This window comes from Sagittula stellata E-37, assembly GCF_039724765.1.
GTDB lineage: Bacteria > Pseudomonadota > Alphaproteobacteria > Rhodobacterales > Rhodobacteraceae > Sagittula > Sagittula stellata.
The window spans coordinates 1,159,060-1,184,601 of record NZ_CP155729.1 but is presented as its reverse complement, the minus strand read 5'-3'; the positions used below and the strand labels follow the sequence as shown (position 1 = coordinate 1,184,601).

Genomic DNA, 25,542 nt, shown 5'->3' with positions numbered 1-25,542 from the left:
GATTCCCTACCTTTCAGGCTTTACCAGTTTGCCGGGAAACCACAGCCGGGGGCAAGGTATGGATCAGACAGGCAAAGAGCTCGCAGGCAAGGTGGCGCTGATCACCGGGGCAAGCCGCGGCATCGGCGCGGACACCGCCCGCGCCTTCGCGGCGGCAGGCGCCAGGGTCGCACTCGTCGCGCGCAGTGCCGAGGCGGTGGCCGACCTTGCCGGTGAAATCGGCCCGCAGGCCGTGGCGGTGCCCTGCGACATTTCGCGCTACTGGGAGATGGAGCAGGCGGTCGCCAACTGCCTGACGGCACACGGGCGGCTGGACATCCTCGTCAACAACGCAGGCGTGATCGAACCGATCGCCCACATGGCGGACGCCGACCCGGACGCCTGGGGACAGGTCATCGACATCAACCTGAAGGGCGTCTTTCACGGCATGCGCGCGGCCCTGCCGGTTATGCTGGCCCAGGGCGGCGGCTCGATCCTGACGATCGGCTCCGGCGCGGCACACGGACCGGTGGAGGCGTGGTCGCACTACTGCGCCTCGAAGGCCGGCGCGCTGATGCTGACAAAGATGGCCCACAAGGAATACGGCGCACAAGGCGTCCGCGCCATCTCGCTCTCACCGGGCACGGTGGCGACGCAGATGCAGCGCGATATCAAGGCGTCCGGCATCAACCCCGTCAGCCAACTCTCCTGGGACGACCACATTCCGCCGGAGTGGGTGGCCAGGACCTTGCTCTGGATGTGCTCCGACCACGCCGACGACTTTCTCGGAGACGAGATCTCGCTGCGCGACCCGGACATACGCACAAGGGTCGGCGTCGCGTGATCCGGCTGGACAGGGAGGGCGGTCTCTGGATCGTCACCATCGACCGCCCGGAAAAAGCGAATTCCCTGACCGAAGACATGCTGGAACGCCTGACCCGGATCGCGGAGGACGCCAGCGACGCCCGTGTCCTCGTCCTGACCGGCGCCGGCAAGGTATTCTCCGCCGGCGCGGACCTCGACGCCGCGAAGGCCGGACTGGCGGTGTCGCCGCTCTGGGAAAGGCTCTCCGGCGCGCTGGCCCGACACCGCGGCCTGACGATCTGTGCTCTGAACGGCACTGTAGCGGGCGGCGCGATGGGTATGTTCCTTGCCTGCGACCTGCGTATTTCCGTACCGGGCGCCAAGATATTCTACCCGGTGATGAAACTCGGCTTCCTGCCGCAACCTTCCGACCCCGCCCGTCTCGCGGCACTCGCAGGCCCCAGCCGGGCGAAGCTGATCCTGATGGGCGGTACGAAGGCATCGGTCGAAGAAGCGCTCACATGGGGCCTGGTCGACCGCATCGTGGACGGCGATCCGCTCGCCGCCGCCCGCGACCTCGCCACCGACACGCTCGCCGCGACGCCTGCGCACGCCGCAGGCATCAAGTCGCTGATCCGCTAGGGCTTGTACCTTCTCCGAAACCGCCTCGCCTGCATGCAGGTGGCGCAGGGTCTTGCACGCTTTGACAACTGACTGGAAGGGGAGCAAAGGTTTCGCCTCGCTGTCGCGAGGCGACCGGTTGGGGGCTCTGCCCCCACCGAGGTATTTCAGCCAAGATGAAGCGCCCGCGTCTCCAGTACCTTCATCTTGGTTCAAATACCTCGGGGTGAGGCCACAGGCCGAGGGGCAGAGCCCCTTCCGCGCCCGGAGGGCGCGTCTGTCGGAGGCCGGCCGCGCTGTCGAAGATAGCGTGCGCCGGGCTTCGAGGTGTGCGTTGCCCTTTTCCCCTGTGGCGTGTCGTGTACCGTGGGCGCGAGTCAGGCAGGAGACGGTGGACATGGGTACTCTTGAAGACAGGATTGCGCAGGGACGCGGCGATGAGGCGGCGGACATCGTGCTGCGCGGCGGGCGGATGCTGGATCTCGTCACCGACGCGTTGCTCGAGGGCGACGTGGCGATCTGCGGTGACCGGATTGTCGGTACGCTCGACAGCTACGACGGGCGGGAGGTGATCGATGTCGGTGGGGCGATCCTCGTGCCCGGCTTCATCGACACGCACCTGCATATCGAGTCCTCGCTGGTCACGCCTTTCGAATTCGACCGGTGTGTCGGCCCGCGCGGCGTCACAACCGCGATCTGCGACCCGCATGAGATTGCCAATGTCATCGGCGCGGCGGGCATCCGGTATTTCCAGGACGCGTCCCGGCACACCCTGATGGACATCCGCGTGCAACTGTCCTCCTGCGTGCCGTCGACCCACATGGAAACCGCCGGGGCAGAGCTTGACGCTCAGGCGTTGCGCCCGCTGATGGGCCACGAGAGCGGGCTGGGTCTGGCGGAGTTCATGAACTATCCCGGCGTGATCCACCGCGATCCCGGCTGCATGGAGAAGCTCGCGCTTTTCGATGGCGGCCACATCGACGGCCATTGTCCGCTGCTGTCCGGGCGCGACCTGAACGCCTATGTCGCGGCGGGTATCCGGACGGAGCACGAGGCGACCTCGGCCCCCGAGGCGCTGGAGAAGCTGCGCAAGGGGATGCGGGTCCTGATCCGCGAGGGGTCCGTCTCGAAGGACCTGCACGCCTTGCAGCCTCTGCTCGACGAACGGACCGCGCCCTACATGTGTCTGTGCACCGACGACCGCAATCCGCTGGACATCGGCGAGCACGGGCATCTCGACTACATGATCCGCGAGCTGATCCGGTTGGGGACGCCGCCGCTGGCGGCCTACCGGGCGGCGACGCTTTCGGCCGCCGAGGCGTTCGGCCTGAAGGACCGGGGCATGATCGCGCCGGGCAAGCGCGCGGACATCGTGGCGGTGGGTTCGCTCGAAGCCTGCGATGCGCGCATGGTCATGGCGGGCGGCGTGGTTCTGTCAGAGGCGGCCTTTGCCGCGCGGCAGGGGATCGAACCGGTCGGTCGCGCGTCGGTCAAGGCGCCGGTGGTCCGTGCCGCCGACTTCCGCCATCGCGGCAACAAGGTGGAGACCGACGTGATCGGCATCCGCGAGGGCCAGATCCTCACCGATCACCTGCACGAGGACATTGCCATCGCCGACGGCGACAAGGCACCGGACACCGCACGCGACCTTGTGCGGATCGCGGTGGTGGAGCGGCATGGCAAGAACGGCAACATCGCCACCGGTTTCGTCAGGGGATTCGGTCTGAAAGCGGGCGCCATCGCCTCGACCGTCTGTCACGACCATCACAACATCGCCTGCGTCGGCGTCTCATACGAGGACATGGCCGTGGCCGCGAACCGGCTGGGCGAGATCGAGGGCGGTTTTGTCGTGGTGCGGGACGGCGCGGTGCTGGCCGAACTGGCACTGCCGGTGGCAGGTCTCATGTCGCTGGAGCCGTTCGAGGCGGTGCGGGACTCGCTGGAGTCGCTTCGTGCGGCGGCGACATCGCTGGGCGTGACGCTGGAGGAGCCTTTCCTGCAGCTGGCTTTCCTCGCACTGCCGGTGATCCCGGCGCTGAAGATCACCGACCGTGGCATGGTCGACGTGACAAAGTTCGAGATCATTTCCTGAGCGCGCGCCCGTGCGCATCGTGGGAAGGCGGCGCATAGCCCCGCCCTACGGGCCGTCGCACTTCAGAAAACGTTGCGCCAGATCCCGCGCAGCGGCCCGGTTCTGCCGAGGATCGGGTCGGTCTCCGGCAAGGGCACCGCCGCGATGCTGGCCCGGTCGCCTGCCTGCATCTCGCCGGTGCGACGGGTGCTGTAGCCCTCCTGCCCCGGCGGGTAGGCGCCGCAGAGACGGAAGTCCTCCGACTGCGCGACCCGGCAATGGCCGGTGCCGGCGGGCAGGACCAGCGCGTCCCCGGCCTGCACCGAGACCGTGCGCCCCCCGGGGCCGCCCAGTTGCAGCCGGGCAGTGCCGCTTGCCACGGCCAGGGCTTCATGCGCGTCGGGGTGGAAGTGGTGGTAGGGAAAGACGGTGTAGACCCATGTCCCCGTCCAGCCGTTCGCTTGCAGCAGGGCGCAGGTCGCTTCCGGCCCCTCGCTTTCGAAGGCACCGCCATAGACCACCACCGGCAGGTCGGGGTTGTTCGGAATGTCGCGCGTCGGGGGCAAGGCGATACGGGTTATGACCGGTTCCGCCATCTCAGGTACACCTGCTGTACACAAGGGGGTCGGAGACGATTGCGCCCTCCACATCCCGGCGGACAAGGGTCTGACCGTCGCCCTGCAGATCGAAGAGGAACTCCGAGTCCCAGGCCTGACCCTCGCCGTTTGCGGCAAAGGTGGCCCGCAGGTGATCCGGCCCGGCCTCTTTCACCCGTTCCAGACTGTGGCGGCTTTCGTAGAAGGTGAGCACGGTGGCGTCGATCCCGAGCAACCCCTTGGCGTCTGCCCGGGTCGGGTCGCAATCCGCCGGGTTGATGCCCCAGCGGCCCTGAAACGCGGGCGGGATGCTGTCAGGCTGCGGTGTATCCTGCGGCAGGCACGCGGCCAGCACCGGCAGCAGCAACGTCATGGGCAGGGTGCGCGCGATCATGTGGTCCCCACGGTGCGGTCCCGCCGCAGGGCGCGGTCCTCCACGATGGAGCCGCGAAACAGGGTTCGGATGAAGTACTGTATCATGTCCGACCAACGTCTGCGCATCGCGGCAGTTCCCGGACCTCCGATCAACTGCGCAACGAAAAGCGCGCGCCGTGCCGGATCGGACCCCGGCCCATCGGCGCACGCTGAAGGTGTCACAGCCGGTTCAGGAGCGCTGCGGTCGGCCATGCGTCGGCGGGCAGGCCCAGCTCCTTCTGCACGTCCCGCACCGCGTTGCGCGTGCCGCTCCCAAGGATGCCGTCGATCTCGCCCACGTCATACCCCCGTTCGGCCAGCTTGCGCTGCAGCAGCTTCATCTGGTCGCCGGACAGTCCCTGCTCCGGGTTGCCCGCGTCGTAGGGCGCCGCACCCATCAGCCGGGTGCCGAAGTAGGCCGCCGTCAGAACATACGTAAAGCTCTGGTTCCATTCGAAATAGACGCGGAAGTTCGGGTAGGCGATGAAGGCCGGTCCCTTGCGGCCCTGCGGCACGATGATCGACGCCTCAAGCCGTCCGTCGTCCAGTTGCCCGCTGCGCGCCCGGACGCCCAGTTGTTCCCACTCGGCCACGGTCTTGGTGGTCTGAAGGCCGGTCTCGTACCAGTCGAGGTCCTCCGGCAGCGTCACCTCCTGCAGCCAAGGCTCATTCGGGCGCCAGCCGAGGTGCGACAGCATCTTTGCCCCGGACAGCAGCGCATCCGGCGGAGAGGTCTTGAGCGACACATGCCCGTCGCCGTCGCCGTCCACCCCGTTTTCGAGAATGTCCTTCGGCAGCATCTGGACCATACCGATTTCTCCGGCCCACGCACCGGTGGTGGTCGCCGGGTCGAAGTCGCCGTGCTCAAACAGCGTCAGCGCCGAGAAAACCTGCGGCCGGAATATCTCGGGGCGGCGGCAATCGTGCGCCAGAGTCACCAGCGCATTGGCGGTGTTGAAGTCGCCCTGATAGCCGCCATAGTCCGTCTCGAACGCCCAGAAGGCCAGCAGCACACCTGGCGAGATGCCGTATTCACTTTGTATACGGTCAAAGACACCGGACCATTCACGCGCTTTCCGCAGGCCGGTGTCCAGACGGTTCTGAGAGATCAGCTTTCTCGAAAACGTGATGAACGGATCCTGAAAGATCCCCTGCCGGCGGTCCGCTTTCAGCACCGACTGGCTTTGCGAGATGCCGGAAAAGAACCGGTTGACGGTCGCGGGGTCGTGCCCCTCGGCCACCGCCTGATCCTTCAGCCCCTGTACGAAGGACGAAAAGCTGCCACCGCAGGGCACGTCCTGTGCAGAAACCGGGCCGGACAGGGCCGTGGCCGCAAGGACCAGACCAAGAAGGGTGTTGCGTCGCATGAAGCCTCCCGAGCGTGCGTTTCGCGGCAGATTATCAACTGGACCGCCATGAGCAAGCACGCTGCACCCGCGCAATTCACGCCGCAACGCAGCGAAATCTCAAAACATTAACCTGATCTTCACCTTTGTGAACGCATACTGAAAGGGCCGAACCGGTCGCCTGATCCCGGAGATATGGATGAACGTCCTCATTCTGGAAGACAACGCAGAGCTCGCCCTGCTCTGGTCACGCCACATTGAACGCCGAGGCGCGGCAGTGACCTGCGCCACGGGGCTGGAAAGCGCCGTCGCCGCGCTGGAGGGCAGCCGGTTCGACGTTCTCCTGCTCGACATCGAGTGCGCGGGCGGCGCGGCGCTGACCGTCTCCGACCTGGCCGCCTACCGTGATCCCAAGGCGCGGGTAATCTTCGTTACCGCGTCGCGCTTCTTTTCGGACGGGTTGTTGTTCAGCATCTGCCCCAACACTTGCGCCTACCTGCACAGCGGCACGCCCGCCAAGGACATCGCCGACATGGTCGAACACTACACGGCCGTGCGCGCCTGACGGCGCTCAGGCGGCGGCGAGATGACCCCGCCCGTGCGGCGCGCCGAAGTCCAGACGCGGCCCTGTCGGGATGATCCGGTGCGGGTTCACCGTGTCGTGGCTGTAGTGATAATGCCGCGAGATATGGTCCATGAACACCGTGTCCGACACCCCCGGCCACTGGAACAGCTCACGCGTGTAGGCCCAGAGGTTCGGATAGTCGACGATCCGCGCACGGTTGCACTTGAAGTGCCCGTGATAGACCGTGTCGAACCGCACGAGCGTCGTGAACAGCCGCCAGTCGGCCTCGGTGATGCGGTCGCCCATCAGGTAGCGCTTACCGGCCAGCCGCTCTTCCAGCCAGTCGAGACTGTCGAACAGCGGATCGACCGCCGCGTCATAGGCACTCTGCGTGGTGGCGAAACCCGCCTTGTAGACGCCGTTGTTGACGGTGTCGTAGATCCGCTGGTTCACCGGTTCGATGTCGTCCCGCAGATGCTCGGGCCAGTAGTCGTCGGTGTTGCCGGTGATGCCGTCGAAGGCGCTGTTGAACATGCGGATGATCTCGGAACTCTCGTTCGAGACTATGGTCTCCCGCTGCTTGTCCCAGAGCACCGGAACGGTCACGTGGCCGTTGGCCCCGCTGTCGGCCTTGATGTAGATGTCGCGCATGAACGGCTTGCCATAAAGCGTGTCACCCGTGGACCCCGCGAAACCCGTATCGAAGGTCCAACCGTCCTCCAGCATGTCGGGATGCACGACGTTGACGGTGATCAGGTCCTCCAGCCCCTTGAGCTTACGGAAGATCAGCGTGCGGTGCGCCCAGGGACAGGCATATGAGACGTAAAGGTGATAGCGCGCGGCCTCCGCCGCGAAGCCGCCCTCGCCCGAAGGCCCCGGCGCGCCGTCCGGCGTGATCCAGTTGCGATAGGCGGTGGTGGTCCGCTTGAACGCCCCGTCGGCGTCCTTCCCGTACTCCCACCCTGATTTCCATTCTCCGTCGACAAGTCTGCCCATGGTATCCTCCTCTTCGCTTACCGGAGAGGTAGGTCGGTGCAGCGATTTGGGAAACGCCTTCCTGCGCAGGAGACCGGTGCGAATCCGCACAAACGAGGCGCGCGCGGCCTCAGCGTCGGCTGATCCAGTGCCAGAGGCCGATCAGCACCAGCGCACCCAGCGTCGCGCCGACAAGCCCCGCCGCCATCCCGGTCAGCACCAGCAGGAAGCGCAGCACCAGCCCGCCCAGCAATGCGCCGAGAATGCCGATGCTGATCGTGGTGACGATGCTCGTCTCCATCCCGAGGATGCGGGTCGCGATGAACCCGGCGGCGGCGCCGATGATGACGAGAAAGACAAGCGACATGGACCTACCGCCGCCGGCTGCCGCGCCGACCGACGCGGCCACGGTAATGCGTCGGCACGATCAGCAGGGCCCCGATGGACGACACGATCGCGTTCAAACCGGGGCTGCGGAAGCCGAAGCCGAACATGATCTGCACGAAGTAGAACAGGAATGCGCCGCCGATGCAGATGATGATCGAGGGCAGGATACCGTTCCGGGTAAACCCGGTCTTCTCGGAGGCGTAACCGATGATGCCCGCGATCACCACTGTGCCGATCAGGACTGGAAACATGAGCAGGACTCCTTTGCAGTGACTATGGGGGCGCACCGCGCGGCTGCCAAGTCCCGCCGGGCCTCAACCGCCGAACGCCGTTCCCTTCGGCAATGGCAACCCTCGCAGGAAGGTCTCCGCATCCTGCGCGGACCGGCCCGCCCGCTGCGCCTCGGTGACGCGAAGGGCACCGGTGCCGCAGGCGACCGTGAACCGGTCGTCGAGCGTGGTGCCCGCCGGCGCCTGCCCCGGGGCGGGCAGCGCGGCCAGAAGCTTCACCCGGTCTCCGTTCAAAGTGGTCCACGCCCCGGGAAAGGGCGACAACCCATTGATCTGACGGACAATCGAGGCGGCGTCGCCGGACCAGTCGATCGCCGCTTCCGCCTTGTCGATCTTGCTCGCATAGGTCACGCCCTCCTCGGGCTGCGGAACGGGCACGAGCTCCGGCAGCCGATCCAACGCCTCTACGATCAGCGCCGAACCGATCAGCGACAGGCGGTCGTGCAACTGGCCCGCGGTCTCCCCCGACGCGATCGGGGTGGCCTTGCGCAGCAGCACGGGCCCGGTGTCCAGACCCGCCTCCATCTGCATGATGCAGACGCCGGTATCCGCATCGCCGGCCAGGATCGCCCGGTGAATCGGCGCCGCCCCGCGCCAGCGCGGCAGCAGCGAGGCATGGATATTGAGACACCCGCGCTCCGGCGCGTCGAGCACGGCCTGCGGCAGGATCAGCCCGTAGGCCACGACCACCGCCACCTCGGCGCCAAGCTCCGCAAACGCCTCCTGCGCTTCCGCGGATTTCAACGATACCGGATGACGAACAGGCAAACCCAGTTCCACCGCCCGCGCATGAACCGGCGTCGGGCGATCCTTCTTGCCCCGCCCTGCCGGGCGCGGGGGCTGGCAATAGACACCGACCACGTCATGCCCGGCCTCGACGAGCGCATCGAGCACCGGCACCGAAAACTCCGGGGTCCCCATGAAAACCAGCCGCATCGAAAACCTCCTTCCGGACAAAGGGCGGCGCAAAGCCCCGCCCTGATTGGCCCATCGCCCGCGCCGTGACAAGCCTATTGCCATAAGGGGGCTCTGCCCCCCCGGCCTTCGGCCTCCCCCCGAGGTATTGTCGCAAGGTGAAGCGCAAGCCCCTCTCATCCCTTCATCTTGGCCCAAATACCTCGGGGGAGCTGCGGAGCAGCGGGGGCGGAGCCCCAATCGCGCCCGAAAGGGCGCGCCTGTCGGCGCGTCGCATGGCTTTTCGCAGAAAAGACAGGCCGGCGCGCCGAACCTTACATCTTGCGCGCCTTGCGGATCAGCATGTCGCGTTTCACCTTGGACAGCCGGTCGAAGTACATTCGCCCGTTCAGGTGGTCCACCTGGTGCTGTACCGACGTCGCCCAAAGGCCGACGAAATCTCGTTCCACACGCAGGCCCGTTTCGTCGATGTAGGCAACGGTGACCGCGCGTGGGCGCGCGATCTTCGCCCAGACACCCGGCAGGTTCGGGCTGCCTTCCTCGTGGTCGCGCAATTGCACCGACGCGTGCAGGATTTCGGGGTTGGCCATGCGCACCGCCTGGCCGCGCGCGTCCGAGGCATCGACCACGGCCAGCCGCAACATCACGCCGATCTGCGGCGCGGCCAAGCCCACGCCCGGCATCGCCTCCATCGTGTCGATCATATCGGTCCAGATCGCGCGAATCTCGTCGGTGATGGCATCCACCTGCGCGGCGGCCGCCCTCAGCCGCTTGTCGGGCCAGGGCACGAAGGGGCGGACGGTCATCGCAGGGCCTCGTATTCGGCGAGCAGCACGCCGCGTTCGGCCAGCGGCAGGTGCTGGAAGTGCATCACACCGTCGAGGTGGTCGGTCTCGTGCTGGGCGATGCGGGCGGCGGCGCCGGTCAGCACGACCTCATGCGTCTTGTCGTCGAGATCGGTGTAGCGCAGGCGGATCCGCGTCGGGCGCGTGACCATGACTGACACGCCGGGCATCGACAGGCAGGCTTCCTCGCCCGGCTCTTCGGGGCCGTCCAGCGGCGCCACCACCGGGTTGATGCAGACCGTCGGCGTCTTTTCCCCGTCCTTCCAGGTCGCGTCCATCACGAACAGTCGCGACCGCACGCCCACCTGCGGGGCGGCGAGGCCGCGGCCCGGGGCGGCGTACATCGTCTCGAACATGTCCTCGACCAGCCGCGCGACCGCGGACGGCGCCCTGACCGGCATCGACGCCGCGCGCAGTCCGGTGTCCGGCCAGGTGAGGATCGGCAGCAGGCTCACGCTTTCTCCCGCGCGCGTTCCTTCTTCAGCTTGACCATCTTGCGGGTGATCATCTGACGCCGGAGCGGCTTGAGGTAGTCGATGAAGAGCTTGCCGTCGAGGTGGTCGATCTCGTGCTGGACACAGGTCGCCCAAAGGCCGTCGAAGGTCTCGGTCCGCAGCATCCCGTCGCGATCCAGCCATTCCACGTCCACGACCCTGGGGCGCTCCACCTCGGCGTATTGCTCGGGGATGGACAGGCAGCCTTCCTCGTAGACATTCTGTTCGTCCGAAGAGGCGATCACGCGCGGGTTGAACATCACCAGCGGGCGGGCGTCTTCCCCGTTGTCGGACTTCGCGCAGTCGAGCACGATCAGCCGGGACAGCACGCCGATCTGCGGCGCGGCCAGCCCGATGCCCGGCGCGTCGTACATGGTTTCCAGCATGTCGTCGGCCAGCACGTGCAGCTCGTCCGACAGGTCGGGCACGGCATCGCAGACCTTTTTCAGGCGCGGGTCGGGATGGATAATGATGGAGCGCTTCATGCGCCGGGATTTAGGGAAATGTGCGCCGCCGCGCAAGCATCGGGGTTGCACCTGCAGGCCAGAAGTCTAGCTTCCGCCGCGAAACTGCAGGAGACGCCGCCGCCATGAGCCGCTTTGACGAAGAAATCGACCGCCACGGAACCCATTCGGTGAAATGGGACATGATGGAAAGCATTTACGGCGTGCCGTCGGACGAAGGTCTGGCGATGTGGGTGGCGGATATGGACTTTCGCCCGCCGGACTGCGTGCAGGCCGCGGTTCAGCGCATGGCCGACCACGGGCTCTACGGCTATTTCGGCGACGACCGCGCCTACAGGGAAGCGATCTGCTGGTGGATGCGGGAAAGGCACGGCTGGACGGTCGAGCCCGGCGCCATCTTCACCACCCACGGGCTGGTCAACGGCACCGCGCTCTGCGTGCAGACCTATACCGAGCCGGGCGATGGCGTCGTCCTGTTCACGCCGGTCTACCACGCCTTCGCCCGCGTCATCAAAGCCTCGGGCCGCGAGGTCGTAGAATGCCCAATGGCGCAGGAAGACGGGCGCTATGTCATGGACTTCGAAGCCTACGACGCGCAGATGACCGGACGCGAAAAGATGGTGATCCTCTGCTCGCCGCACAATCCGGGCGGCCGGGTGTGGACGCGTGAGGAACTGCAGGGGGTGGCGGACTTCGCCAAGCGGCACGACCTGATCCTGGTGTCGGACGAGATTCACCACGACCTCGTGATGCCGGGCCAGACCCACGTGCCGATGCCACTGATCGACGACAGTATCAACGACCGGCTGGTGATGATGTCCGCGACCACCAAGACCTTCAACATCGCGGGATCGCACATCGGCAACGTCATCGTCCCGGACGAGGCCCTGCGCGCCCGCTTCGCGGCGACAATGGCCGGCCTGGGGATTTCGCCCAACTCCTTCGGGATGTTCATGGCCGAGGCCGCCTATTCGCCCGACGGCGCGGCCTGGGTCGACGAACTGGTGCAGTATCTCGACGGCAACCGGCGGCTCTTCGACGAGGGGATCAACGCCATCCCCGGCCTGCAAAGCATGGACATGCAGGCGACCTACCTCGCATGGGTCGACTTCGCCGGGACCGGCATGACGGCAGAGGAATACGGCAACCGCGTGCAACAGCAGGCGAAGATCGCCGTCAACCACGGCCCGACGTTCGGCACCGGCGGAGAAAGTTTCCTGCGGTTCAACTTCGCAACCCCGCGCGCCCGCGTGGCCGAGGCCGTCCGGCGGATGCAGGAGGCCTTCTCCGACCTGCAGTAATCACCGGACAGATCCGGCAAGCCGACTGGGGGCATCAGCGTCCCCAGCCGCCTGCCGGGCGGTAGGCGTCGCCGACCTCCATCTCCGAGACACCAAGCGCCTTCGCCACCTCCTTCTTGGTGGCGTAGCGCGACTTGGTGTGGAAGTTGGTCGTCGCCTGCCGGTGACGGCCAATCCCGTAGGCGCCCGGCTCGTTGTTCTTGACGATGATCTTCCACGGGTGCTTGTTCTCGCCGCCGAACTCCGGGTCCTCGAAATCCAGCAGTTTCTTGGTCGTGATGTTGGTCGCCGCCGGATCGGTCAGGTCGAAGGCCAGCAGGATGCGACCCTTCACCATGTTCGGGCGGTAGCCTTTTTCCATCGAGAATATCCACATCGCCGACCCGTTGTGGGACACCAGCCCGGAGGCCAGCGCATCTTCTGCGTGATCCTTAGGCACCCATCTGTAGAACGTCGGCATGTCGCAATCCTCCCCGCAAAAACTGCGGAGAGCGTGGCACGAGTTCCCGCTAAGCGGGAGTATGCTATCCCTGACCCGAAACCCGAGAGCCCGGCCCGCGCCGGCTCAGGGTTTGTAGCGCGGCGGAAAGCCCTTGTAGACCGGCAGGCGCCATCCGAAGGCGATGCTGCCCGCCCGCAGGCAGAAGGTCACGGCGGCACAGGCCAGCGCCGCCTGCGCCGCGCTGACGGTCTGCGGCAGGAAGGTGGCCAGCCCCGTGGTCAACGCGCCAAAGAAGGCGCAGGTGACGTAAAGCTCCCCCTGTTTCAGGACCAGCGGCACCTCGTTGGCCACTACGTCGCGCATCAGCCCGCCCGCACAGCCGGTCAGCACGCCCATCACCAGCACGATGCCCAGCGACTGCCCCTCTGCCACGGCGATGCCCGACCCGGCGGCCACGGCCACCGCCAATGCCGCCGCATCCAGCCAGACGATCGCCTTGTAGCGGCTCTCCAGCAGGTGCGCGGTGAAGAACACCAGCACGGCGGCGGCGCAGGCCACGCCAAGGATATGCGGGTCGTCCATCCAGAAGATTGGGTTGCGGTCCAGCATCAGGTCGCGCAGCGTGCCGCCGCCCGTCGCCGTCAGGCAGGCGAAGAAGGCAAACCCGACGATGTCGAGCTGCGCCCGGCTGGCCACCAGCGCCCCGGTCAGCGCGAAAACGAGGACGGAGGCATAGTCGAGCAACTGCAGCGCGGTCATGGCGCAAACCCCTCACTGGCCGTGGCGTTGGGATGCGCCGCGCAGTTGATCGTGACGGGCGCAGCCGATGGCCCGACACGATCCGACGACATCCGCTTGGTGCGCGTTCGACTTGCGCGGATCCGCAAGGCGCCTCTTGCCCCGGTCTGCGTCCCCGCGACGGCCCCCATGGTCATGCGTCTGCCCTCGCAACGGTTCGAAACCTGCGCCCGGCAACCACCGGCCTGTACCGAACCCGGCAAATGCGCTGCACGGTCATGCCGTCCTCCCCTCTTCACCCCGTGGGCCGCGCCCATGTGCCTGGCATGCGCCAGGCCGTCCGAAGGACCTGACAAACCGCCTTCTACGACTTGAAGGGGGCCATGCCCGCGCGGGCCAGTTCGTCCGCGCGTTCGTTCTCCGGGTGTCCGGCGTGGCCCTTGACCCATTCCCAGACCACGTCGTGACGGGCCTGCGCGGCGTCCAGCCTCTGCCACAGTTCGACGTTCTTCACTGGCTTCTTCGCGGCGGTCTTCCAGCCGTTCTTCTTCCAGCCGAAGATCCATCCGGTCACGCCGTTCTTCACGTACTGGCTGTCGGTGATGACCGTGATCCGCGACGGTTTCGTCAGCGATTCCAAAGCGCTGATCGCCGCCATCAGTTCCATCTGGTTGTTGGTTGTGACCCGCTCGCCACCTTTCAGCTCGCGCTGTTTGACGACTTCGTCGCCCTCCATCGCGCGCAGCAGCACACCCCAGCCACCGGGGCCGGGATTTCCGGAGCAGGCTCCGTCGGTATAGGCGTAGAGATCGGGCATGAGGCGTTCGGTCAGGCAGTGTCTGTGCGGGCTTCGGTGTCCGGGACAATCTTCCGGGCGGTCAGGGTGAACCACCCGGCGACCTCACCGTCAAGCCCCTTGTCCGCGCCCTCGCGCAGATCGTCCGTCACCATGTCCAGGTCCGCCAGCAGGCCGGTCAGTTCGGCCACGGTGTAATAGGTGTAGAACCGCCCCAACCGGTCGCGCCGTTCGCCGGTGCCCTCCTTCAGCCCGACATGCAGGACGCCGCCGGGTTTCAGCGCCCGATACAGCCGCGCCAGATGGTCCGGCATGGCGGCGCGCGGCGCGTGCAAAAGCGAGAAGTTGGCCCAGATCCCGTCGAAGCGCGCCACGTCGTCGATGTCCTCGAAGACGGCCTTGCGGACGGCCAGCCCCTCGACCTTGGACGCTTCGGCCACCATCGCGTCGGAGGCATCCGTGGCCTCGACCTCGAACCCCATCTCCAGCATAGCCCGCGCCCAGCTTCCCGGTCCGCAGCCGAGGTCGAGCACGCGACCGCCCTTCGGCAACCGCGCCACGAAGGCCCGCAGCGAGGCCATGGCGGCGGGGTCCCGTCCCATGGTCTGCGCGTAGTCGCCCGCGCGGGCGTTATAGACCTCAAGCGTCTCGCGATCCGCACTCACAGCACCACCCCCACGGCAAGGCAGGCGAGGACCAGCACGGTCAGCAGCACCCGCAGTTTCATCCACCAGTCGGGCGCCAGCCCCCAGCGCCAGAACGCAAAGTCGAGCGCCAGCAGCCCGAGGAAGCCGAAGATCAGGTAGATCCCCGCCGACACCGGGCCGCCGCCGGTCATGAAGAAGGCCCAGAGCGCGGGCAGCACCGACAGCCCATAGCCCGTCGCAGCCTGCCCGCCCTCCGCCTTCGTGGCGAAGCCCCAAAGCACACCCGACATGAACGACAGGATCACCGCACCGTAGAACAGCTGGACATAGGGGCCGGCAAAACGCGGCCCGAGGGTCGATGCGGCGAAGTTGGCCGCCCAGGGCGACACCATCGTCAGCGCGCCCCACGCAAAGGGCAGAACCCCGGCAAGGCCGAGGATCAGGGCGGAACGGGGGATCTGGGTCATGGCTTCTCCGTCGCGTGTCTGTCGGGCTGCGGGCGGGCACGGCTCTGCGCTCTGTTTAGCCCCCGTCACGACCGTCGGCCAGCCCCGCCATCACCGAACCGACCCCGCGCCCTATTCGTGCGGCGGATTGCGCGACGCCTGCAACGCGCGGATCTCTTCCGGCCACTGGTCGTGGATGTATGTGACGATGTTCCAGATCTCCGCGTCCGACAGCATGTCGTCGAAGGCGGGCATGCCCGGGTCGAAGCCTTTAGCCCCCAGCCGCTTCACGAGTTCCGCGCCGCCCGGCAACTTACGTTGCACGGCGCAGGATGGTTTACGGCGACGATGCGGGCCCCCGTTGTCAGGCCGGGACGCGCAGCACGCGGGGCACCTTGAACTCGACGTTCTCCTGCGCGGTCTCGACCACCGCCTTCGTCACGTCATACCGCGCGCGGAAGGCGTCGATGACCTCTTCGATCAGCACTTCGGGGGCCGACGCACCGGCGGTGATGCCCACCGCGCCGATGCCCTCCAGCGCCCGCCAGTCGATGTCTGCAGCCCGCTGCACGAGTTGCGCGTAGGAACAGCCCGCCTTCCGTGCGACCTCCACCAGCCTGCGCGAGTTGGAGGAGTTCGGCGCGCCCACAACCAGCAGCGCATCGACCTTCGGCGCGATGGCCTTCACCGATTCCTGCCGGTTCGTCGTGGCATAGCAGATGTCTTCCTTGTGCGGCCCGACGATGGCCGGGAACCGCGCCTTCAGCGCCGCGACGATCTCGGCGGTGTCGTCGACCGACAGCGTGGTCTGGGTGACGAAGGCCAGCTTCTCCGGATCGCGGACCTCGACGTGCGCCACATCGTCGGGCGTCTCCACCAGCAGCACCTCGCCCGCCGGAAGCTGGCCCATGGTGCCGACGGTCTCCGGATGGCCGGCATGGCCGATCATGATCATCTGAAGCCCGTTCTCCGCGTGGCGGGCAGCCTCGATGTGGACCTTCGACACCAGCGGACAGGTCGCGTCGACATAGATCATCTCGCGCCGCGCCGCCTCGGCCGGGACCGCCTTCGGCACGCCATGGGCCGAGAAGATCACCGGGCGGTCGTCCGGGCATTCCTCCAGTTCTTCGACGAAAACGGCACCCTTGGCGCGCAGGTCGTCGACGACGAACTTGTTGTGCACGATCTCGTGGCGGACGTAGACCGGCGCGCCCCATTTCTCGAGCGCCATCTCGACGATCTTGATCGCCCGGTCGACGCCGGCACAGAAACCGCGCGGCGCGGCAAGGTAAAGGGTCAGTGGGGTCATGCGCATGTCTCCTTGCCCCTCACCTAGTCAGTCGCACCGCCCGCGTCCAGTAATCCGGACCTTGATCCCCTTGCGTTAACCAAGCAGGCTGGCAGCAACGCCTTTTTGACAGACAGAGTATTGCCATGACCGCCTCCAGCGACGATTTCACCGATTTCCTCCGCTTTGGCGGCGCGGCCCCGCTGGACCCGTTCGCCGCCCTGAAGGAGAAGGTCCGCCGCAACCCGCTGGACGGCGCCGCGCTTGAGGAACTGGCCGAGGCGCAGATCGCCGGGGGCCGCATCCTCGACGGCTTCGCCACGTACAACACGCGGATCTCGCTCGGGAATGTCTCGGCGCCCACATGGGCGCGGATCGGCGCGGCGATGGACCGGCAGCAGGAATACGCCCAGGCCATCGCCTGTTTCGCACAAAGCCTGGCGCTGGAGGAAGCGCCGGAGGTCCGCCACATGATGGGCCGCGCGCTGTTCAAGCTGGGCGACGTCGACGGCGCCGTGGCCATGCACAGCAGCGCCGCGCAGGAGACCGGCAACCTGGCCGCTTGGTTCGCCGTGGCCACGCTGATCCCCGGCGCGCCCTCTGCCACACCCGAAACCATCCTTGCCGCGCGCCGGGACTTTGCCGCGGTGCTGGCAAGGTCGCCGCTCGCCAACCGGATGAAGCGCGCGCCGAAGCCCCGCCCCCGCACCGACGGGCCGCTGCGCGTGGGCTACGTGTCCTCCTGGCTGGAAAAGCCGAACTACATGCGGCCGACCTGGGCGCTGATCAACAACCACGACCGTTCGAAGGTGGAGGTGCATCTGTTTTCCGACAGCGCGGAAGGGGCGGAAATGATCGGCTACGACCCGCAGCCAACCGACGTGATCCACGCCACCGGCAAGCTCGACAACACGCAACTGGGCAAGCTGATCTGCAAGACCGAACTGGACATCCTGATCGACATCAACGCCTACAGCACGCCCGAACGGCTTGGCACTTTCACCCAGCCCGTCGCCCCGATCTGCCTGGCGTGGCAGAACCACTTCGCACCCTCCGGCCTGCCCGGGTTTCACGGCATCGTCGGGGACGAGCAGTCGGTCAAACCCGGCGAAGAAGGGGTCTTCAACGAAACCGTGTATCGCCTGCCCACCAGCTACCTGACCTTCACCGTCGCCCACAAGGCACCCCCGGTGGTCGATCCGCCCTGCCTGACAAACGGCCACATCACCTTCGGCAGCCTCTGCGTGCAGTACAAGCTGACACCCACGGTGATCGACGCCTGGTCCGAGATCCTGAAAGGCGTGCCCGGCGCGACGCTGTTCCTCGCCAACCGCGCGCTGGAAAGCGGCGAGAACCGGGTCTGGCTGACCGAACGCTTCGCCGAACGCGGGATCGACACCGACCGGCTGATCTTCGACGGCGGAGCCGAGCACTACGACTACCTGAAGAACTACGACCGGATGGATATCGCGCTGGACGCCTTCCCCTACAACGGCGGCACCACCACCGTCGAAGCGATCTGGCAGGGCGTGCCGGTGCTGACCTTCGACGGCGACCGCTGGGCATCGCGCACCTCCGCCTCGCTGATCTGCTACACGCACCTGAAGGACTTCGTCGCGCCCTCGCGGCAGGCGATGATCGACATGGCGATCCGCATGGGCAACGACCCCGAAACGCCCGCCCGCCTGAAAGAGATGCGCCACGGCATGCGCGACGCCCTGAAGGACGCGCCGGTCTGCGACGGCAAGCGGATGGCCCAGTCGATGGAGGCGCTCTTCGACCGGCTGATGGCACAGCGGACGGACCCGGCCTAACCGATGATCCCCGCCGCCGCCCAGGCGAACAGGATATAGCGCACCGTCTTGGCAAAGCCGACCAGCGCCACGAACAGCCACAGCGGCGTGCGCATGACACCGGCGACCAGCGTGATGGCATCGCCCAGCGGCGCCCAGGACAGCAGCAGCGTCCACACCCCCCAGCGTGCGTACCAGTGTTGCGCCCGCTCAAGCTGCGCTTCCGACGCCGGGAACCAGCGCGATCCGCGGAACCGCTCCGCCGCGCGGCCCATGGCGTAGTTCACCACCGATCCCAGCGTGTTCCCGACCGAGGCCACAACGATCAGCAGCCACACCGGCCAGATGCCCTTTGCCTGCATCGCGGCAAAGACCAGTTCCGACTGGAACGGCAGCACCGTCGCCGCCCCGAAGGCGGCAAGGAAAAGGCCGCCCATTGCGACGAATGTGGCGGCCAATCCCGTCATCTTTTCAAAGGTCGTGCCCCATCCGGTCCGGCGCCATCCCCACAGCGCCCGACGGACGGATGCCCCGTCACTTGGACGAGGCGACCTCGAAGTTGCGTTCCACCTGCTGCTCGCGCGGCGGGCGGCCGATGACCTCCCGCAGTTCGTCCAGCTCGATGAAGTTGTCGGCCTGGCGGCGCAGTTCGTCGGCGATCATCGGCGGCTGGCTGCGGATGGTCGACACGACCGAGACCCGCACCCCCTGACGCTGAAGCGATTCGACCAGCGGGCGGAAGTCACCGTCGCCGGAGAACAGCACGATATGATCGACGCGCGGCGCCAGTTCCATGGCATCGACCGTCAGCTCGATATCCATGTTGCCCTTCACCTTACGGCGGCCCTGACTGTCGGTGTACTCTTTCGCGGGCTTCGTCACCATGGTGAAGCCGTTGTAATGGAGCCAGTCGACCAGCGGGCGGATCGGCGAATACTCGTCGTTTTCGAGCAGTGCCGTATAGTAGAACGCACGCACCATCTTGCCGCGACGCGCGAATTCCTGCCGGAGCAGCTTGTAGTCGATATCGAAACCGAGAGCCTTTGCAGCCGCGTAGAGATTCGAGCCGTCTATGAACAGCGCAAGCCGTTCGTCCTTGTAAAACATCAAATGTCCTTTCATTCAATGTGCCCGCCGACGTCCGTGAGTGTGAGTGGTTTGGAAACGGGCGAGCCTGGGAGAGAAGGTTAATGCTTTCAGCACGTATATCAAGCGCGCAAAAGACATCATTAGGATAGAACGGCGATCAATATGGGACAAGAATACTTGATTGCATTGGGGTCGAACCTCGGATCCGAATTCGGTGCCCCTGCGGAAACCGTGAAAGCGGCGCTCAGGGCCATCAAGGACGCGGGCTTCCGGCTTCGCCGCGTCAGCCGGTTTTTCGCGACGCCGTGCTTTCCCGCCGGGGCCGGTCCCGACTACGTGAACGCCTGCGCCGCCGTCGCCCTGAGCGGCGCCGGGGCGGCCGATGTGCTGGCCCGGCTCCACGCGATCGAGGCCGACTTTGGCCGTGCCCGGGTGCAGCGCTGGGGCAGCCGGACGCTCGACCTCGACCTGATCGCGGCGGGGGACGCCGTCCTGCCCGATGCCGAAACCCACGCCGCGTGGCGCGCCCTGCCGCTCGAAGACCAGAAACGCCGCGCGCCGGACCGGCTTGTCCTGCCGCACCCCCGGCTTCACGAACGCGCCTTCGTGTTGGTCCCGCTGCGCGACGTGGCTGCCGGCTGGCGCCACCCGGTGCTGGGCACGACCGTCGCCGCGATGACGGATGCGCTGCCGGACGACATGCGGCAAGAGGTGTTGCCATTGTGACTTGACGCCGCTTGTAAATCCGGCATTGCCGCGTTAAACCGTGGTTTCTCAGGAATCCACCACAGGATTGGAGCGTTCAGATGGCCCGCGTGACGGTAGAAGATTGCGTTGACAAAGTACCCAACCGGTTCGAACTGGTGATGCTCGCCGCGCATCGCGCACGTGAGGTGTCCGCCGGTGCGGCCATCACCGTGGACCGCGACAACGACAAGAACCCCGTGGTCGCCCTGCGCGAAATCGCGGAGGAAACCCAGTCCGCCGACGAACTGCGCGAGCGCCTGATCGAGTCGAACCAGACCCAGATCGAAGTCGACGAACCCGAAGACGACGCCATGGCGTTGCTCATGGGTGCCGAACAGGACAAGCCGCAGGAAGACGACATGTCCGAAGAGAAGCTTCTGCGTGCGCTCATGGAAGCGCAGGGCCAAAGCTGAGCGGGACCTGTTGGGTCGGGGTGGAGCAACATGATCGCTGCTGAGGATCTTGTTGCCCTCGTCCGCAACTACAATCCGAAAACCAACGAGAAACTGATCACGGCGGCCTATGAATATGGCCGCCAGATGCACGACGGTCAGTTCCGCAAGTCGGGTGAACCCTATTTCACCCACCCCGTCGCCGTGGCCGCCATCCTGACGGAACAGCAGCTCGACGATGCGACGATCATCACCGCCCTGCTGCACGACACGATCGAGGACACCCGCTCCACCTATACCGAGGTGGAGCAGAACTTCGGTCACGAGGTCGCGGAACTGGTGGATGGCGTCACCAAGCTGACCAACCTGCAGCTCTCCAGCTCCGAGACCAAGCAGGCCGAGAACTTCCGCAAGCTGTTCATGGCGATGTCCAAGGACCTGCGCGTCATCCTGGTGAAGCTCGCCGACCGGCTGCACAACATGCGCACCATCAAGGCGATGAAGCCGGAGAAGCAGCAGCAGAAGGCGCGCGAGACGATGGATATCTTCGCGCCGCTCGCCGGGCGCATGGGGATGCAGTCCATGCGCGAGGAGCTAGAGGATCTCGCCTTCCGCGTGCTCAATCCGCAGGGGCGCGAATCGATCATCCGCCGCTTCATCACGCTTCAGAAGGAAACCGGCGACGTGATCCACCGGATCACGTCGGACATGCGGCACGAACTGGAAAAGGCCGGTGTCGACGCCGAGGTCTTCGGCCGCGCGAAAAAGCCCTACTCCATCTGGCGCAAGATGCAGGAGAAGAAGATCGGCTTCTCCCGCCTGTCGGACATCTACGGCTTCCGCATCATCACCCAATCCGAGGCGGACTGTTACGCCACGCTCGGCGCAATCCACCAGCGCTGGCGCGCCGTGCCGGGCCGGTTCAAGGATTACATCAGCCAGCCGAAATCGAACGGCTACCGGTCGATCCACACCACCGTTTCGGGCCGCGACGGCAAGCGCGTCGAAGTGCAGATCCGCACACGCGAGATGCACGAGGTCGCCGAAACCGGCGTGGCCGCGCACTGGTCCTACCGCGACGGTGCCCCTGCCGAGAACCGCTTTGCCGTCGATCCCGCCAAGTGGATCGCCTCGGTCACCGAACAGTTCGATTCGGAGGAGGACCACGACGCCTTCATGGAGGCGGTGAAGCTGGAGATGTACTCCGACAAGGTGTTCTGCTTCACGCCCAAGGGCGACGTGGTCAAGCTGCCGAAGGGCGCGACGCCGCTGGACTACGCCTATCAGATCCACACCCGCATCGGGTCGAAATGCGTGGGCGCGAAGGTCGACGGCATCCGCGTGCCGCTCTGGACCCGGCTGAAAAACGGCCAGTCGGTCGAGATCATCACCGCCGAGGGGCAGGCCCCGCAGGCCACCTGGCTCGACATCGCGACGACCGGCAAGGCCAAGACCGCGATCCGCCGCGCCCTGCGCGAAGCGAACAAGGAACGCTTTGCACGGCTTGGCCTGGAACTGGCCCGCGCCGCCTTCGAGAACCATGGCAAGAAGGCCACCGACAAGGCGCTGGAAAAGGCGGCAAGGACGCTGCGGCTGGAAGACACCGAAACCCTGCTGGCCCGCCTCGGCAGTGCCGAACTGACCACCCGCGAGGTGGTCGAGGCGATCTATCCCAACCTCGCCGTCGTCCGGGACGTGGAGGTCGACACGCGCCGCGCGGTCGTCGGCCTGGAACACGGCCAGGGGTTCGAACGCGCGCCCTGCTGCCAGCCCCTGCCGGGCGAACGCATCGTCGGTCTCGCCCACCGCGGCAAGGGGGTGGCGGTGCACGCCATCGACTGCGCCGCGATGGCCGCCTACGAGGATCAGCCCTCGCGCTGGCTCGACCTGCACTGGGCGGACGGTATCCACCCTGCGGTCTACACCGTCTCGCTTGAGATGGTGCTCGGAAATGACACAGGTGCACTTGGTCGGATTTGCACATTGATCGGAGAGCGGAAGGCCAATATCTCGGACATGACCTTCCTTGACAGGAAACCCGATTTTTACCGCATCATGATGGATATCGATCTGCGCGATGCCGAGCACCTGCATTCCGTCGTCTCCGCTCTGGAGGCAGAGAGCATGGTCGCCTCGGTAGCGCGCCGGCGCGATCCCGGGCTGGAGGCGGCGCCGGAAGCGGCAGAATAGAGCGAGGCAGCGGCACGTGTTCAAGCGACGCGACAGGCGTCCGATCTGGCGGATCGTGACTGAAGCGCTCTGGCCCAAAGGCGGCTGGGGTCGTGCCGCGCGTTATGTCCGGCTGCGCCTGAATCGCCTGCCGGACCCGCCGCACAGGATCGCACGCGGTATCTTTGCCGGGGTGTTCACCACCTTCACGCCATTCTACGGGCTGCATTTCGTTGTGGCGGCGACGCTGGCCTGGATCATGCGCGGCAACATCCTCGCCGCGCTTCTGTCGACCTTCTTCGGCAACCCCCTGACCTACGTGCCGATCGGCGTCATCGCGATGAAGACGGGCTATTGGCTGCTGGGCCTGAGCGGCCACCCCGACCACCACGACGGCAGCCTCGGCCGCAAGTTCGTGAAGGCCGGACAGGACCTCTGGGACAACTTCTACGCCATCTTCACGCCCGACACCGCGGACTGGTCGCACCTGCAGATCTTCTACAACGAGGTGTTCTATCCCTACATGATCGGCGGAATCATCCCCGGGATCGTCGCGGGCACCATCGCCTACTACGTGTCGCTGCCGCTGATCACCGCCTTCCAGAACCGCCGCAAGGGGGTCATCAAGGCCAAGCTCGCCGAACTGAAGAAGCGCAAGGCCGAAGGCCGCTCTCCCTGACGGCCAACGGCGGACCAGCCGCCGACATTTCAAAATGCTGTTCAATGATTTGCATCCAACCGGCCGGCGGCGCCCCGCAAATCAGCAGCGCCGATGACGGGTTGGCGGGCGGGCGCACTTGCCGAAGGCAACAGTCCCGCCCCCGGCCCGCGGTCATCGCCGCAAGGCGCCTACTCTTCCTCTTCCGGCTGGACATAGGCCACCGGCCCGAGGGTGGAGTTCAGCCCCCAGTCCCGCACCTTCAGCATCCCGTCCGCGATATAGAGCTTGCGGATCGGATAGACCTGCTCGCCGTCTGGCCCGGCCAGCACCATCACCGGCCCCTTGTTGGTGTTGCGCGTCCAGACCAGAGGGTCGGTCTCGGTGATGCTGTCGATGATCGCGCGGACCTCGTCCGGGTCCGTCACCCGCTCCACCTGGAAATAGCACAGCCCTTCGTAGCTGCCGACGGCGGCAAAGGCGACCGCGCCCACCACCAGCGTCACCGGCGCCGTCACCACCGCCGTGACAGAGGCCGCAAGCCCGCCGACACCGCCCGCCGCCGTCGTGGCGCTCGACACGGTTCCGGCGGCGCCGGTCACCAGCTTCACGCTCTGGCCCGGGTGCATCAGCATGTAGTTCCCGGCGGCCTTGGCGCCGCTCTTGGCCACATCGCCCGCACCGCTCAGTACCGTACCGGCCCGCTCGGCCGCCGCGCCTGCCAGTTTCGACGGCTTGTTGGCGCAGACGCCCTCCGCCCATGCCAGCGACGGCAGCGCCGCCATCATCGCCAGCCCGATGAAAGTCCCTGCAAGACGTCTCTGCGTCATTCCGGTCTCCTGCTCGCTATCCTCTCCGCCAGATTTATCAGCCCCGGCCCCTCCGGCAAACGCCGCTGCTTCGGGCCCCGCCCCTCTGCGCGACCTTCCGCCAAGCCGCGCGCCCGTAAACCGCGTTGCATTTCCCGCAGGGACCCCTAGTGTTTGATCAAATTCCACTCCGGAGGCTCCCATGACCCCCACCGGCGAACTGCGCCTTGGCGTGAACATCGACCACGTCGCCACCGTCCGCAACGCACGCGGCTCCGCCTACCCGGACCCGATCCGCGCCGCTCAACTGGCAGAGGAGGCGGGCGCCGACGGCATCACCGCCCACCTGCGCGAAGACCGCCGCCACATCTCCGACGGCGACATCGAACGGCTGATGGACACGCTGACCCTGCCGCTCAACTTCGAGATGGCCGCCACCCCCGAAATGCAGGCCATCGCGCTGCGTCACAAGCCGCACGCGGTCTGCATCGTCCCGGAAAAGCGCGAGGAGCGCACAACCGAGGGCGGGCTGGAAGTGGCGCGCGAAGAGAACAAGCTGGCGCATTTCATCGCGCCCTTGCGCGAGGCCGGCTGCCGCGTGTCGATCTTCATCGCCGCCGACCGCCGCCAGATCGAGGCCGCCCACCGGATCGGCGCGCAGGTGATCGAGCTGCACACCGGCGCCTACTGCGACTTCCACGCCGAGGGCGCCTTCGACCAGCGCGACGCCGAGCTGGAGCGCATGCGCGAGATGGCCGGCCTGGCCCATTCGCTGGGGCTGGAGGTCCACGCCGGTCACGGGCTGACCTACGAAACGGTGAAACCCATCGCCGCCTTCCCGGAAGTGATGGAACTCAACATCGGACACTTCCTGATCGGCGAGGCGATCTTCCTCGGCCTGAAACCGGCCATCGCCGAGATGCGCCGCCTGATGGACGAGGCGCGCGCATGACGGATGCCACCGCCGCCGAACGCGCGGTGATGGAGGAGCTGATCGACACCGCGCTCGACCGGCAGGGCAGCGGCGGCCCCGCCGCCATCGCCGCCGCGATCATGCGCGGCGACACGCTTCTGGCGCGCGGCGCGAACGAAGTGCACCTGAACCACGATCCCTCGCGCCATGCCGAAATCGTGGCGATCTCCGCCGCCTGCCGCGCGCTCGGCACCGCCGACCTGTCGGGCTGCACCCTGCTGACCACCCTGCAACCCTGCGAGATGTGCCTGGGCGCGATCCGCTTCGCGGGCATCGGCCGGGTGATCTTCGCCGCGCGGAAGGGCGGCGTGCAGGCGGACAAGTATTTCGGCTTCCCCGGCCTCGAGCTGCCGGACTTCGAAGCCGCCTGCGCCGCGGATCTGGCCACCCTCGGCGGCGTCGGAGAGGACCGCATCCTGCACGTCTATGCCGAGGGCAACGACTGAAGCGCTCCGCCGTTTCCCTGCCGCAGCCCCCGTGTTAGCCTC

Annotated in this window: 32 protein-coding genes; 12 read left to right on the top strand and 20 right to left on the bottom strand. The window is 66.6% G+C overall.

Features of this window, described 5'->3' with window-relative positions:
* Positions 1-58: 58 nt before the first annotated feature.
* The 3 genes from ABFK29_RS05625 (at position 59) to ade (ending at position 3,496) form a co-directional block, all read left to right on the top strand.
* Positions 59-823: an SDR family oxidoreductase gene (locus tag ABFK29_RS05625; RefSeq protein ID WP_005855503.1), complete on the top strand. Its 765-nt coding sequence runs from the start codon at positions 59-61 to the stop codon at positions 821-823.
* Complete coding sequence (locus ABFK29_RS05620; protein ID WP_005855501.1) at positions 820-1,425, top strand: enoyl-CoA hydratase/isomerase family protein; 606 nt, start codon at positions 820-822, stop codon at positions 1,423-1,425. Before ABFK29_RS05625 ends, ABFK29_RS05620 begins: the two co-directional genes overlap by 4 nt.
* Before the next feature lie 376 nt (positions 1,426-1,801).
* Positions 1,802-3,496, top strand: coding sequence for an adenine deaminase (ade, locus tag ABFK29_RS05615; RefSeq protein WP_040604059.1), 1,695 nt, complete (start codon positions 1,802-1,804; stop codon positions 3,494-3,496).
* A gap of 62 nt (positions 3,497-3,558) precedes the next feature.
* Here the strand turns inward: ade and ABFK29_RS05610 are convergent, their stop codons facing one another.
* From ABFK29_RS05610 to ABFK29_RS05600, 3 genes are all read right to left on the bottom strand, one after another.
* Complete coding sequence (locus tag ABFK29_RS05610) at positions 3,559-4,071, bottom strand: cupin domain-containing protein (protein ID WP_005855497.1); 513 nt, start codon at positions 4,069-4,071, stop codon at positions 3,559-3,561.
* Position 4,072: 1 nt separating this feature from the next.
* Positions 4,073-4,465, bottom strand: coding sequence for a hypothetical protein (locus ABFK29_RS05605; protein WP_005855495.1), 393 nt, complete (start codon positions 4,463-4,465; stop codon positions 4,073-4,075).
* 199 nt (positions 4,466-4,664) lie between these two features.
* Positions 4,665-5,852: a lytic murein transglycosylase gene (locus tag ABFK29_RS05600; RefSeq protein ID WP_005855492.1), complete on the bottom strand. Its 1,188-nt coding sequence runs from the start codon at positions 5,850-5,852 to the stop codon at positions 4,665-4,667.
* Positions 5,853-6,030: 178 nt separating this feature from the next.
* On the opposite strand from ABFK29_RS05600, the gene ABFK29_RS05595 reads away from it, so the two are divergent.
* Complete coding sequence (locus tag ABFK29_RS05595) at positions 6,031-6,396, top strand: response regulator (protein WP_005855490.1); 366 nt, start codon at positions 6,031-6,033, stop codon at positions 6,394-6,396.
* 6 nt (positions 6,397-6,402) lie between these two features.
* On the opposite strand, the gene ABFK29_RS05590 is transcribed toward ABFK29_RS05595, so the two are convergent.
* The 7 genes from ABFK29_RS05590 to def (ABFK29_RS05560) form a co-directional block, all read right to left on the bottom strand.
* Positions 6,403-7,392, bottom strand: coding sequence for a glutathione S-transferase family protein (locus ABFK29_RS05590; RefSeq protein ID WP_005855489.1), 990 nt, complete (start codon positions 7,390-7,392; stop codon positions 6,403-6,405).
* Positions 7,393-7,501: 109 nt separating this feature from the next.
* Positions 7,502-7,738: a hypothetical protein gene (locus ABFK29_RS05585; RefSeq protein ID WP_005855488.1), complete on the bottom strand. Its 237-nt coding sequence runs from the start codon at positions 7,736-7,738 to the stop codon at positions 7,502-7,504.
* Between the two features lie 4 nt (positions 7,739-7,742).
* Complete coding sequence (locus ABFK29_RS05580) at positions 7,743-8,009, bottom strand: hypothetical protein (RefSeq protein ID WP_005855487.1); 267 nt, start codon at positions 8,007-8,009, stop codon at positions 7,743-7,745.
* Positions 8,010-8,072: 63 nt separating this feature from the next.
* Entirely contained in the window at positions 8,073-8,984 is a 912-nt protein-coding gene (gene fmt, locus ABFK29_RS05575) for a methionyl-tRNA formyltransferase (protein ID WP_005855486.1), read from the bottom strand.
* Between the two features lie 293 nt (positions 8,985-9,277).
* Complete coding sequence (def, locus tag ABFK29_RS05570; protein WP_005855485.1) at positions 9,278-9,769, bottom strand: peptide deformylase; 492 nt, start codon at positions 9,767-9,769, stop codon at positions 9,278-9,280.
* Positions 9,766-10,263, bottom strand: a complete 498-nt coding sequence (gene def, locus ABFK29_RS05565; RefSeq protein ID WP_005855484.1) for a peptide deformylase — start codon at positions 10,261-10,263, stop codon at positions 9,766-9,768. Before def (ABFK29_RS05565) ends, def (ABFK29_RS05570) begins: the two co-directional genes overlap by 4 nt.
* Positions 10,260-10,787: a peptide deformylase gene (gene def, locus ABFK29_RS05560; RefSeq protein ID WP_005855483.1), complete on the bottom strand. Its 528-nt coding sequence runs from the start codon at positions 10,785-10,787 to the stop codon at positions 10,260-10,262. Before def (ABFK29_RS05560) ends, def (ABFK29_RS05565) begins: the two co-directional genes overlap by 4 nt.
* Positions 10,788-10,891: 104 nt before the next feature.
* Here def (ABFK29_RS05560) and ABFK29_RS05555 point away from each other — a divergent pair, with 104 nt between their 5' ends.
* Positions 10,892-12,067, top strand: a complete 1,176-nt coding sequence (locus tag ABFK29_RS05555; protein WP_005855482.1) for a MalY/PatB family protein — start codon at positions 10,892-10,894, stop codon at positions 12,065-12,067.
* A 34-nt stretch (positions 12,068-12,101) separates the two neighbouring features.
* Here ABFK29_RS05555 and ABFK29_RS05550 read toward each other — a convergent pair whose 3' ends face one another.
* From ABFK29_RS05550 to ispH, 7 genes are all read right to left on the bottom strand, one after another.
* On the bottom strand, positions 12,102-12,527 hold the full coding sequence (locus ABFK29_RS05550; RefSeq protein ID WP_005855480.1) for a hypothetical protein: 426 nt from the start codon (positions 12,525-12,527) through the stop codon (positions 12,102-12,104).
* A 105-nt stretch (positions 12,528-12,632) separates the two neighbouring features.
* On the bottom strand, positions 12,633-13,268 hold the full coding sequence (locus ABFK29_RS05545) for a trimeric intracellular cation channel family protein (protein ID WP_005855479.1): 636 nt from the start codon (positions 13,266-13,268) through the stop codon (positions 12,633-12,635).
* A gap of 343 nt (positions 13,269-13,611) precedes the next feature.
* On the bottom strand, positions 13,612-14,064 hold the full coding sequence (rnhA, locus tag ABFK29_RS05540) for a ribonuclease HI (RefSeq protein WP_005855477.1): 453 nt from the start codon (positions 14,062-14,064) through the stop codon (positions 13,612-13,614).
* Positions 14,065-14,075: 11 nt separating this feature from the next.
* Positions 14,076-14,708 carry a class I SAM-dependent methyltransferase gene (locus ABFK29_RS05535; RefSeq protein WP_005855476.1) on the bottom strand — a complete coding sequence of 211 codons (633 nt, stop codon included), beginning with the start codon at positions 14,706-14,708 and terminating at the stop codon, positions 14,076-14,078.
* Positions 14,705-15,157 carry a DUF3429 domain-containing protein gene (locus tag ABFK29_RS05530; RefSeq protein ID WP_005855474.1) on the bottom strand — a complete coding sequence of 151 codons (453 nt, stop codon included), beginning with the start codon at positions 15,155-15,157 and terminating at the stop codon, positions 14,705-14,707. The genes ABFK29_RS05535 and ABFK29_RS05530 overlap by 4 nt, the downstream gene beginning before the upstream one ends.
* A gap of 111 nt (positions 15,158-15,268) precedes the next feature.
* On the bottom strand, positions 15,269-15,460 hold the full coding sequence (locus ABFK29_RS05525) for a c-type cytochrome (RefSeq protein ID WP_157136382.1): 192 nt from the start codon (positions 15,458-15,460) through the stop codon (positions 15,269-15,271).
* A 40-nt stretch (positions 15,461-15,500) separates the two neighbouring features.
* Entirely contained in the window at positions 15,501-16,451 is a 951-nt protein-coding gene (gene ispH, locus ABFK29_RS05520; RefSeq protein WP_005855470.1) for a 4-hydroxy-3-methylbut-2-enyl diphosphate reductase, read from the bottom strand.
* A 119-nt stretch (positions 16,452-16,570) separates the two neighbouring features.
* On the opposite strand from ispH, the gene ABFK29_RS05515 reads away from it, so the two are divergent.
* On the top strand, positions 16,571-18,238 hold the full coding sequence (locus tag ABFK29_RS05515) for a hypothetical protein (RefSeq protein WP_005855468.1): 1,668 nt from the start codon (positions 16,571-16,573) through the stop codon (positions 18,236-18,238).
* Here ABFK29_RS05515 and ABFK29_RS05510 read toward each other — a convergent pair.
* Both ABFK29_RS05510 and ABFK29_RS05505 read right to left on the bottom strand, forming a co-directional pair.
* Positions 18,235-18,684 (bottom strand): YqaA family protein, encoded by a 450-nt coding sequence (locus ABFK29_RS05510; RefSeq protein WP_157136381.1) that lies wholly within the window; start codon positions 18,682-18,684, stop codon positions 18,235-18,237. The genes ABFK29_RS05515 and ABFK29_RS05510 overlap by 4 nt on opposite strands.
* Positions 18,685-18,751: 67 nt before the next feature.
* The gene (locus tag ABFK29_RS05505) at positions 18,752-19,324 is read right to left on the bottom strand and encodes an NYN domain-containing protein (RefSeq protein WP_040604057.1); all 573 of its coding nucleotides are present in this window, start codon (positions 19,322-19,324) and stop codon (positions 18,752-18,754) included.
* Positions 19,325-19,468: 144 nt separating this feature from the next.
* Here ABFK29_RS05505 and folK point away from each other — a divergent pair, with 144 nt between their 5' ends.
* The 4 genes from folK (at position 19,469) to ABFK29_RS05485 (ending at position 23,293) form a co-directional block, all read left to right on the top strand.
* Complete coding sequence (gene folK / locus ABFK29_RS05500; RefSeq protein ID WP_005855461.1) at positions 19,469-20,032, top strand: 2-amino-4-hydroxy-6-hydroxymethyldihydropteridine diphosphokinase; 564 nt, start codon at positions 19,469-19,471, stop codon at positions 20,030-20,032.
* Between the two features lie 80 nt (positions 20,033-20,112).
* Positions 20,113-20,466 carry a DNA-directed RNA polymerase subunit omega gene (gene rpoZ / locus ABFK29_RS05495; RefSeq protein ID WP_005855459.1) on the top strand — a complete coding sequence of 118 codons (354 nt, stop codon included), beginning with the start codon at positions 20,113-20,115 and terminating at the stop codon, positions 20,464-20,466.
* Between the two features lie 30 nt (positions 20,467-20,496).
* Positions 20,497-22,635 carry a RelA/SpoT family protein gene (locus ABFK29_RS05490; protein WP_005855457.1) on the top strand — a complete coding sequence of 713 codons (2,139 nt, stop codon included), beginning with the start codon at positions 20,497-20,499 and terminating at the stop codon, positions 22,633-22,635.
* A gap of 16 nt (positions 22,636-22,651) precedes the next feature.
* Positions 22,652-23,293, top strand: a complete 642-nt coding sequence (locus ABFK29_RS05485) for a DUF2062 domain-containing protein (protein ID WP_005855455.1) — start codon at positions 22,652-22,654, stop codon at positions 23,291-23,293.
* Between the two features lie 170 nt (positions 23,294-23,463).
* On the opposite strand, the gene ABFK29_RS05480 is transcribed toward ABFK29_RS05485, so the two are convergent.
* The gene (locus ABFK29_RS05480) at positions 23,464-24,102 is read right to left on the bottom strand and encodes a hypothetical protein (RefSeq protein WP_005855453.1); all 639 of its coding nucleotides are present in this window, start codon (positions 24,100-24,102) and stop codon (positions 23,464-23,466) included.
* A 181-nt stretch (positions 24,103-24,283) separates the two neighbouring features.
* Here ABFK29_RS05480 and ABFK29_RS05475 point away from each other — a divergent pair, with 181 nt between their 5' ends.
* The gene (locus tag ABFK29_RS05475; RefSeq protein WP_005855451.1) at positions 24,284-25,033 is read left to right on the top strand and encodes a pyridoxine 5'-phosphate synthase; all 750 of its coding nucleotides are present in this window, start codon (positions 24,284-24,286) and stop codon (positions 25,031-25,033) included.
* Positions 25,030-25,500: a nucleoside deaminase gene (locus ABFK29_RS05470; RefSeq protein ID WP_005855449.1), complete on the top strand. Its 471-nt coding sequence runs from the start codon at positions 25,030-25,032 to the stop codon at positions 25,498-25,500. The genes ABFK29_RS05475 and ABFK29_RS05470 overlap by 4 nt, the downstream gene beginning before the upstream one ends.
* Positions 25,501-25,542 lie beyond the last annotated feature (42 nt).

What these genes read in the sequence shown, in the direction of transcription:
- rnhA (WP_005855477.1), bottom strand. Translation starts at nt 14,064, where the DNA reads ATGCCCGATCTCTACGCCTATACCGACGGAGCCTGCTCCGGAAATCCC.
- ABFK29_RS05510 (WP_157136381.1), bottom strand. Translation starts at nt 18,684, where the DNA reads ATGACGGGATTGGCCGCCACATTCGTCGCAATGGGCGGCCTTTTCCTT.
- ABFK29_RS05550 (WP_005855480.1), bottom strand. Translation starts at nt 12,527, where the DNA reads ATGCCGACGTTCTACAGATGGGTGCCTAAGGATCACGCAGAAGATGCG.
- ABFK29_RS05505 (WP_040604057.1), bottom strand. Translation starts at nt 19,324, where the DNA reads ATGTTTTACAAGGACGAACGGCTTGCGCTGTTCATAGACGGCTCGAAT.
- ABFK29_RS05625 (WP_005855503.1), top strand. Translation starts at nt 59, where the DNA reads ATGGATCAGACAGGCAAAGAGCTCGCAGGCAAGGTGGCGCTGATCACC.
- ABFK29_RS05605 (WP_005855495.1), bottom strand. Translation starts at nt 4,465, where the DNA reads ATGATCGCGCGCACCCTGCCCATGACGTTGCTGCTGCCGGTGCTGGCC.
- ABFK29_RS05470 (WP_005855449.1), top strand. Translation starts at nt 25,030, where the DNA reads ATGACGGATGCCACCGCCGCCGAACGCGCGGTGATGGAGGAGCTGATC.
- ABFK29_RS05600 (WP_005855492.1), bottom strand. Translation starts at nt 5,852, where the DNA reads ATGCGACGCAACACCCTTCTTGGTCTGGTCCTTGCGGCCACGGCCCTG.
- ispH (WP_005855470.1), bottom strand. Translation starts at nt 16,451, where the DNA reads ATGCGCATGACCCCACTGACCCTTTACCTTGCCGCGCCGCGCGGTTTC.
- ABFK29_RS05580 (WP_005855487.1), bottom strand. Translation starts at nt 8,009, where the DNA reads ATGTTTCCAGTCCTGATCGGCACAGTGGTGATCGCGGGCATCATCGGT.
- ABFK29_RS05610 (WP_005855497.1), bottom strand. Translation starts at nt 4,071, where the DNA reads ATGGCGGAACCGGTCATAACCCGTATCGCCTTGCCCCCGACGCGCGAC.
- def (WP_005855485.1), bottom strand. Translation starts at nt 9,769, where the DNA reads ATGACCGTCCGCCCCTTCGTGCCCTGGCCCGACAAGCGGCTGAGGGCG.
- ABFK29_RS05585 (WP_005855488.1), bottom strand. Translation starts at nt 7,738, where the DNA reads ATGTCGCTTGTCTTTCTCGTCATCATCGGCGCCGCCGCCGGGTTCATC.
- ABFK29_RS05530 (WP_005855474.1), bottom strand. Translation starts at nt 15,157, where the DNA reads ATGACCCAGATCCCCCGTTCCGCCCTGATCCTCGGCCTTGCCGGGGTT.
- ABFK29_RS05515 (WP_005855468.1), top strand. Translation starts at nt 16,571, where the DNA reads ATGACCGCCTCCAGCGACGATTTCACCGATTTCCTCCGCTTTGGCGGC.
- ABFK29_RS05480 (WP_005855453.1), bottom strand. Translation starts at nt 24,102, where the DNA reads ATGACGCAGAGACGTCTTGCAGGGACTTTCATCGGGCTGGCGATGATG.
- ABFK29_RS05545 (WP_005855479.1), bottom strand. Translation starts at nt 13,268, where the DNA reads ATGACCGCGCTGCAGTTGCTCGACTATGCCTCCGTCCTCGTTTTCGCG.
- ABFK29_RS05490 (WP_005855457.1), top strand. Translation starts at nt 20,497, where the DNA reads ATGATCGCTGCTGAGGATCTTGTTGCCCTCGTCCGCAACTACAATCCG.
- ABFK29_RS05595 (WP_005855490.1), top strand. Translation starts at nt 6,031, where the DNA reads ATGAACGTCCTCATTCTGGAAGACAACGCAGAGCTCGCCCTGCTCTGG.
- fmt (WP_005855486.1), bottom strand. Translation starts at nt 8,984, where the DNA reads ATGCGGCTGGTTTTCATGGGGACCCCGGAGTTTTCGGTGCCGGTGCTC.
- folK (WP_005855461.1), top strand. Translation starts at nt 19,469, where the DNA reads ATGGGACAAGAATACTTGATTGCATTGGGGTCGAACCTCGGATCCGAA.
- ABFK29_RS05590 (WP_005855489.1), bottom strand. Translation starts at nt 7,392, where the DNA reads ATGGGCAGACTTGTCGACGGAGAATGGAAATCAGGGTGGGAGTACGGG.
- rpoZ (WP_005855459.1), top strand. Translation starts at nt 20,113, where the DNA reads ATGGCCCGCGTGACGGTAGAAGATTGCGTTGACAAAGTACCCAACCGG.
- ade (WP_040604059.1), top strand. Translation starts at nt 1,802, where the DNA reads ATGGGTACTCTTGAAGACAGGATTGCGCAGGGACGCGGCGATGAGGCG.
- ABFK29_RS05555 (WP_005855482.1), top strand. Translation starts at nt 10,892, where the DNA reads ATGAGCCGCTTTGACGAAGAAATCGACCGCCACGGAACCCATTCGGTG.
- ABFK29_RS05475 (WP_005855451.1), top strand. Translation starts at nt 24,284, where the DNA reads ATGACCCCCACCGGCGAACTGCGCCTTGGCGTGAACATCGACCACGTC.
- def (WP_005855483.1), bottom strand. Translation starts at nt 10,787, where the DNA reads ATGAAGCGCTCCATCATTATCCATCCCGACCCGCGCCTGAAAAAGGTC.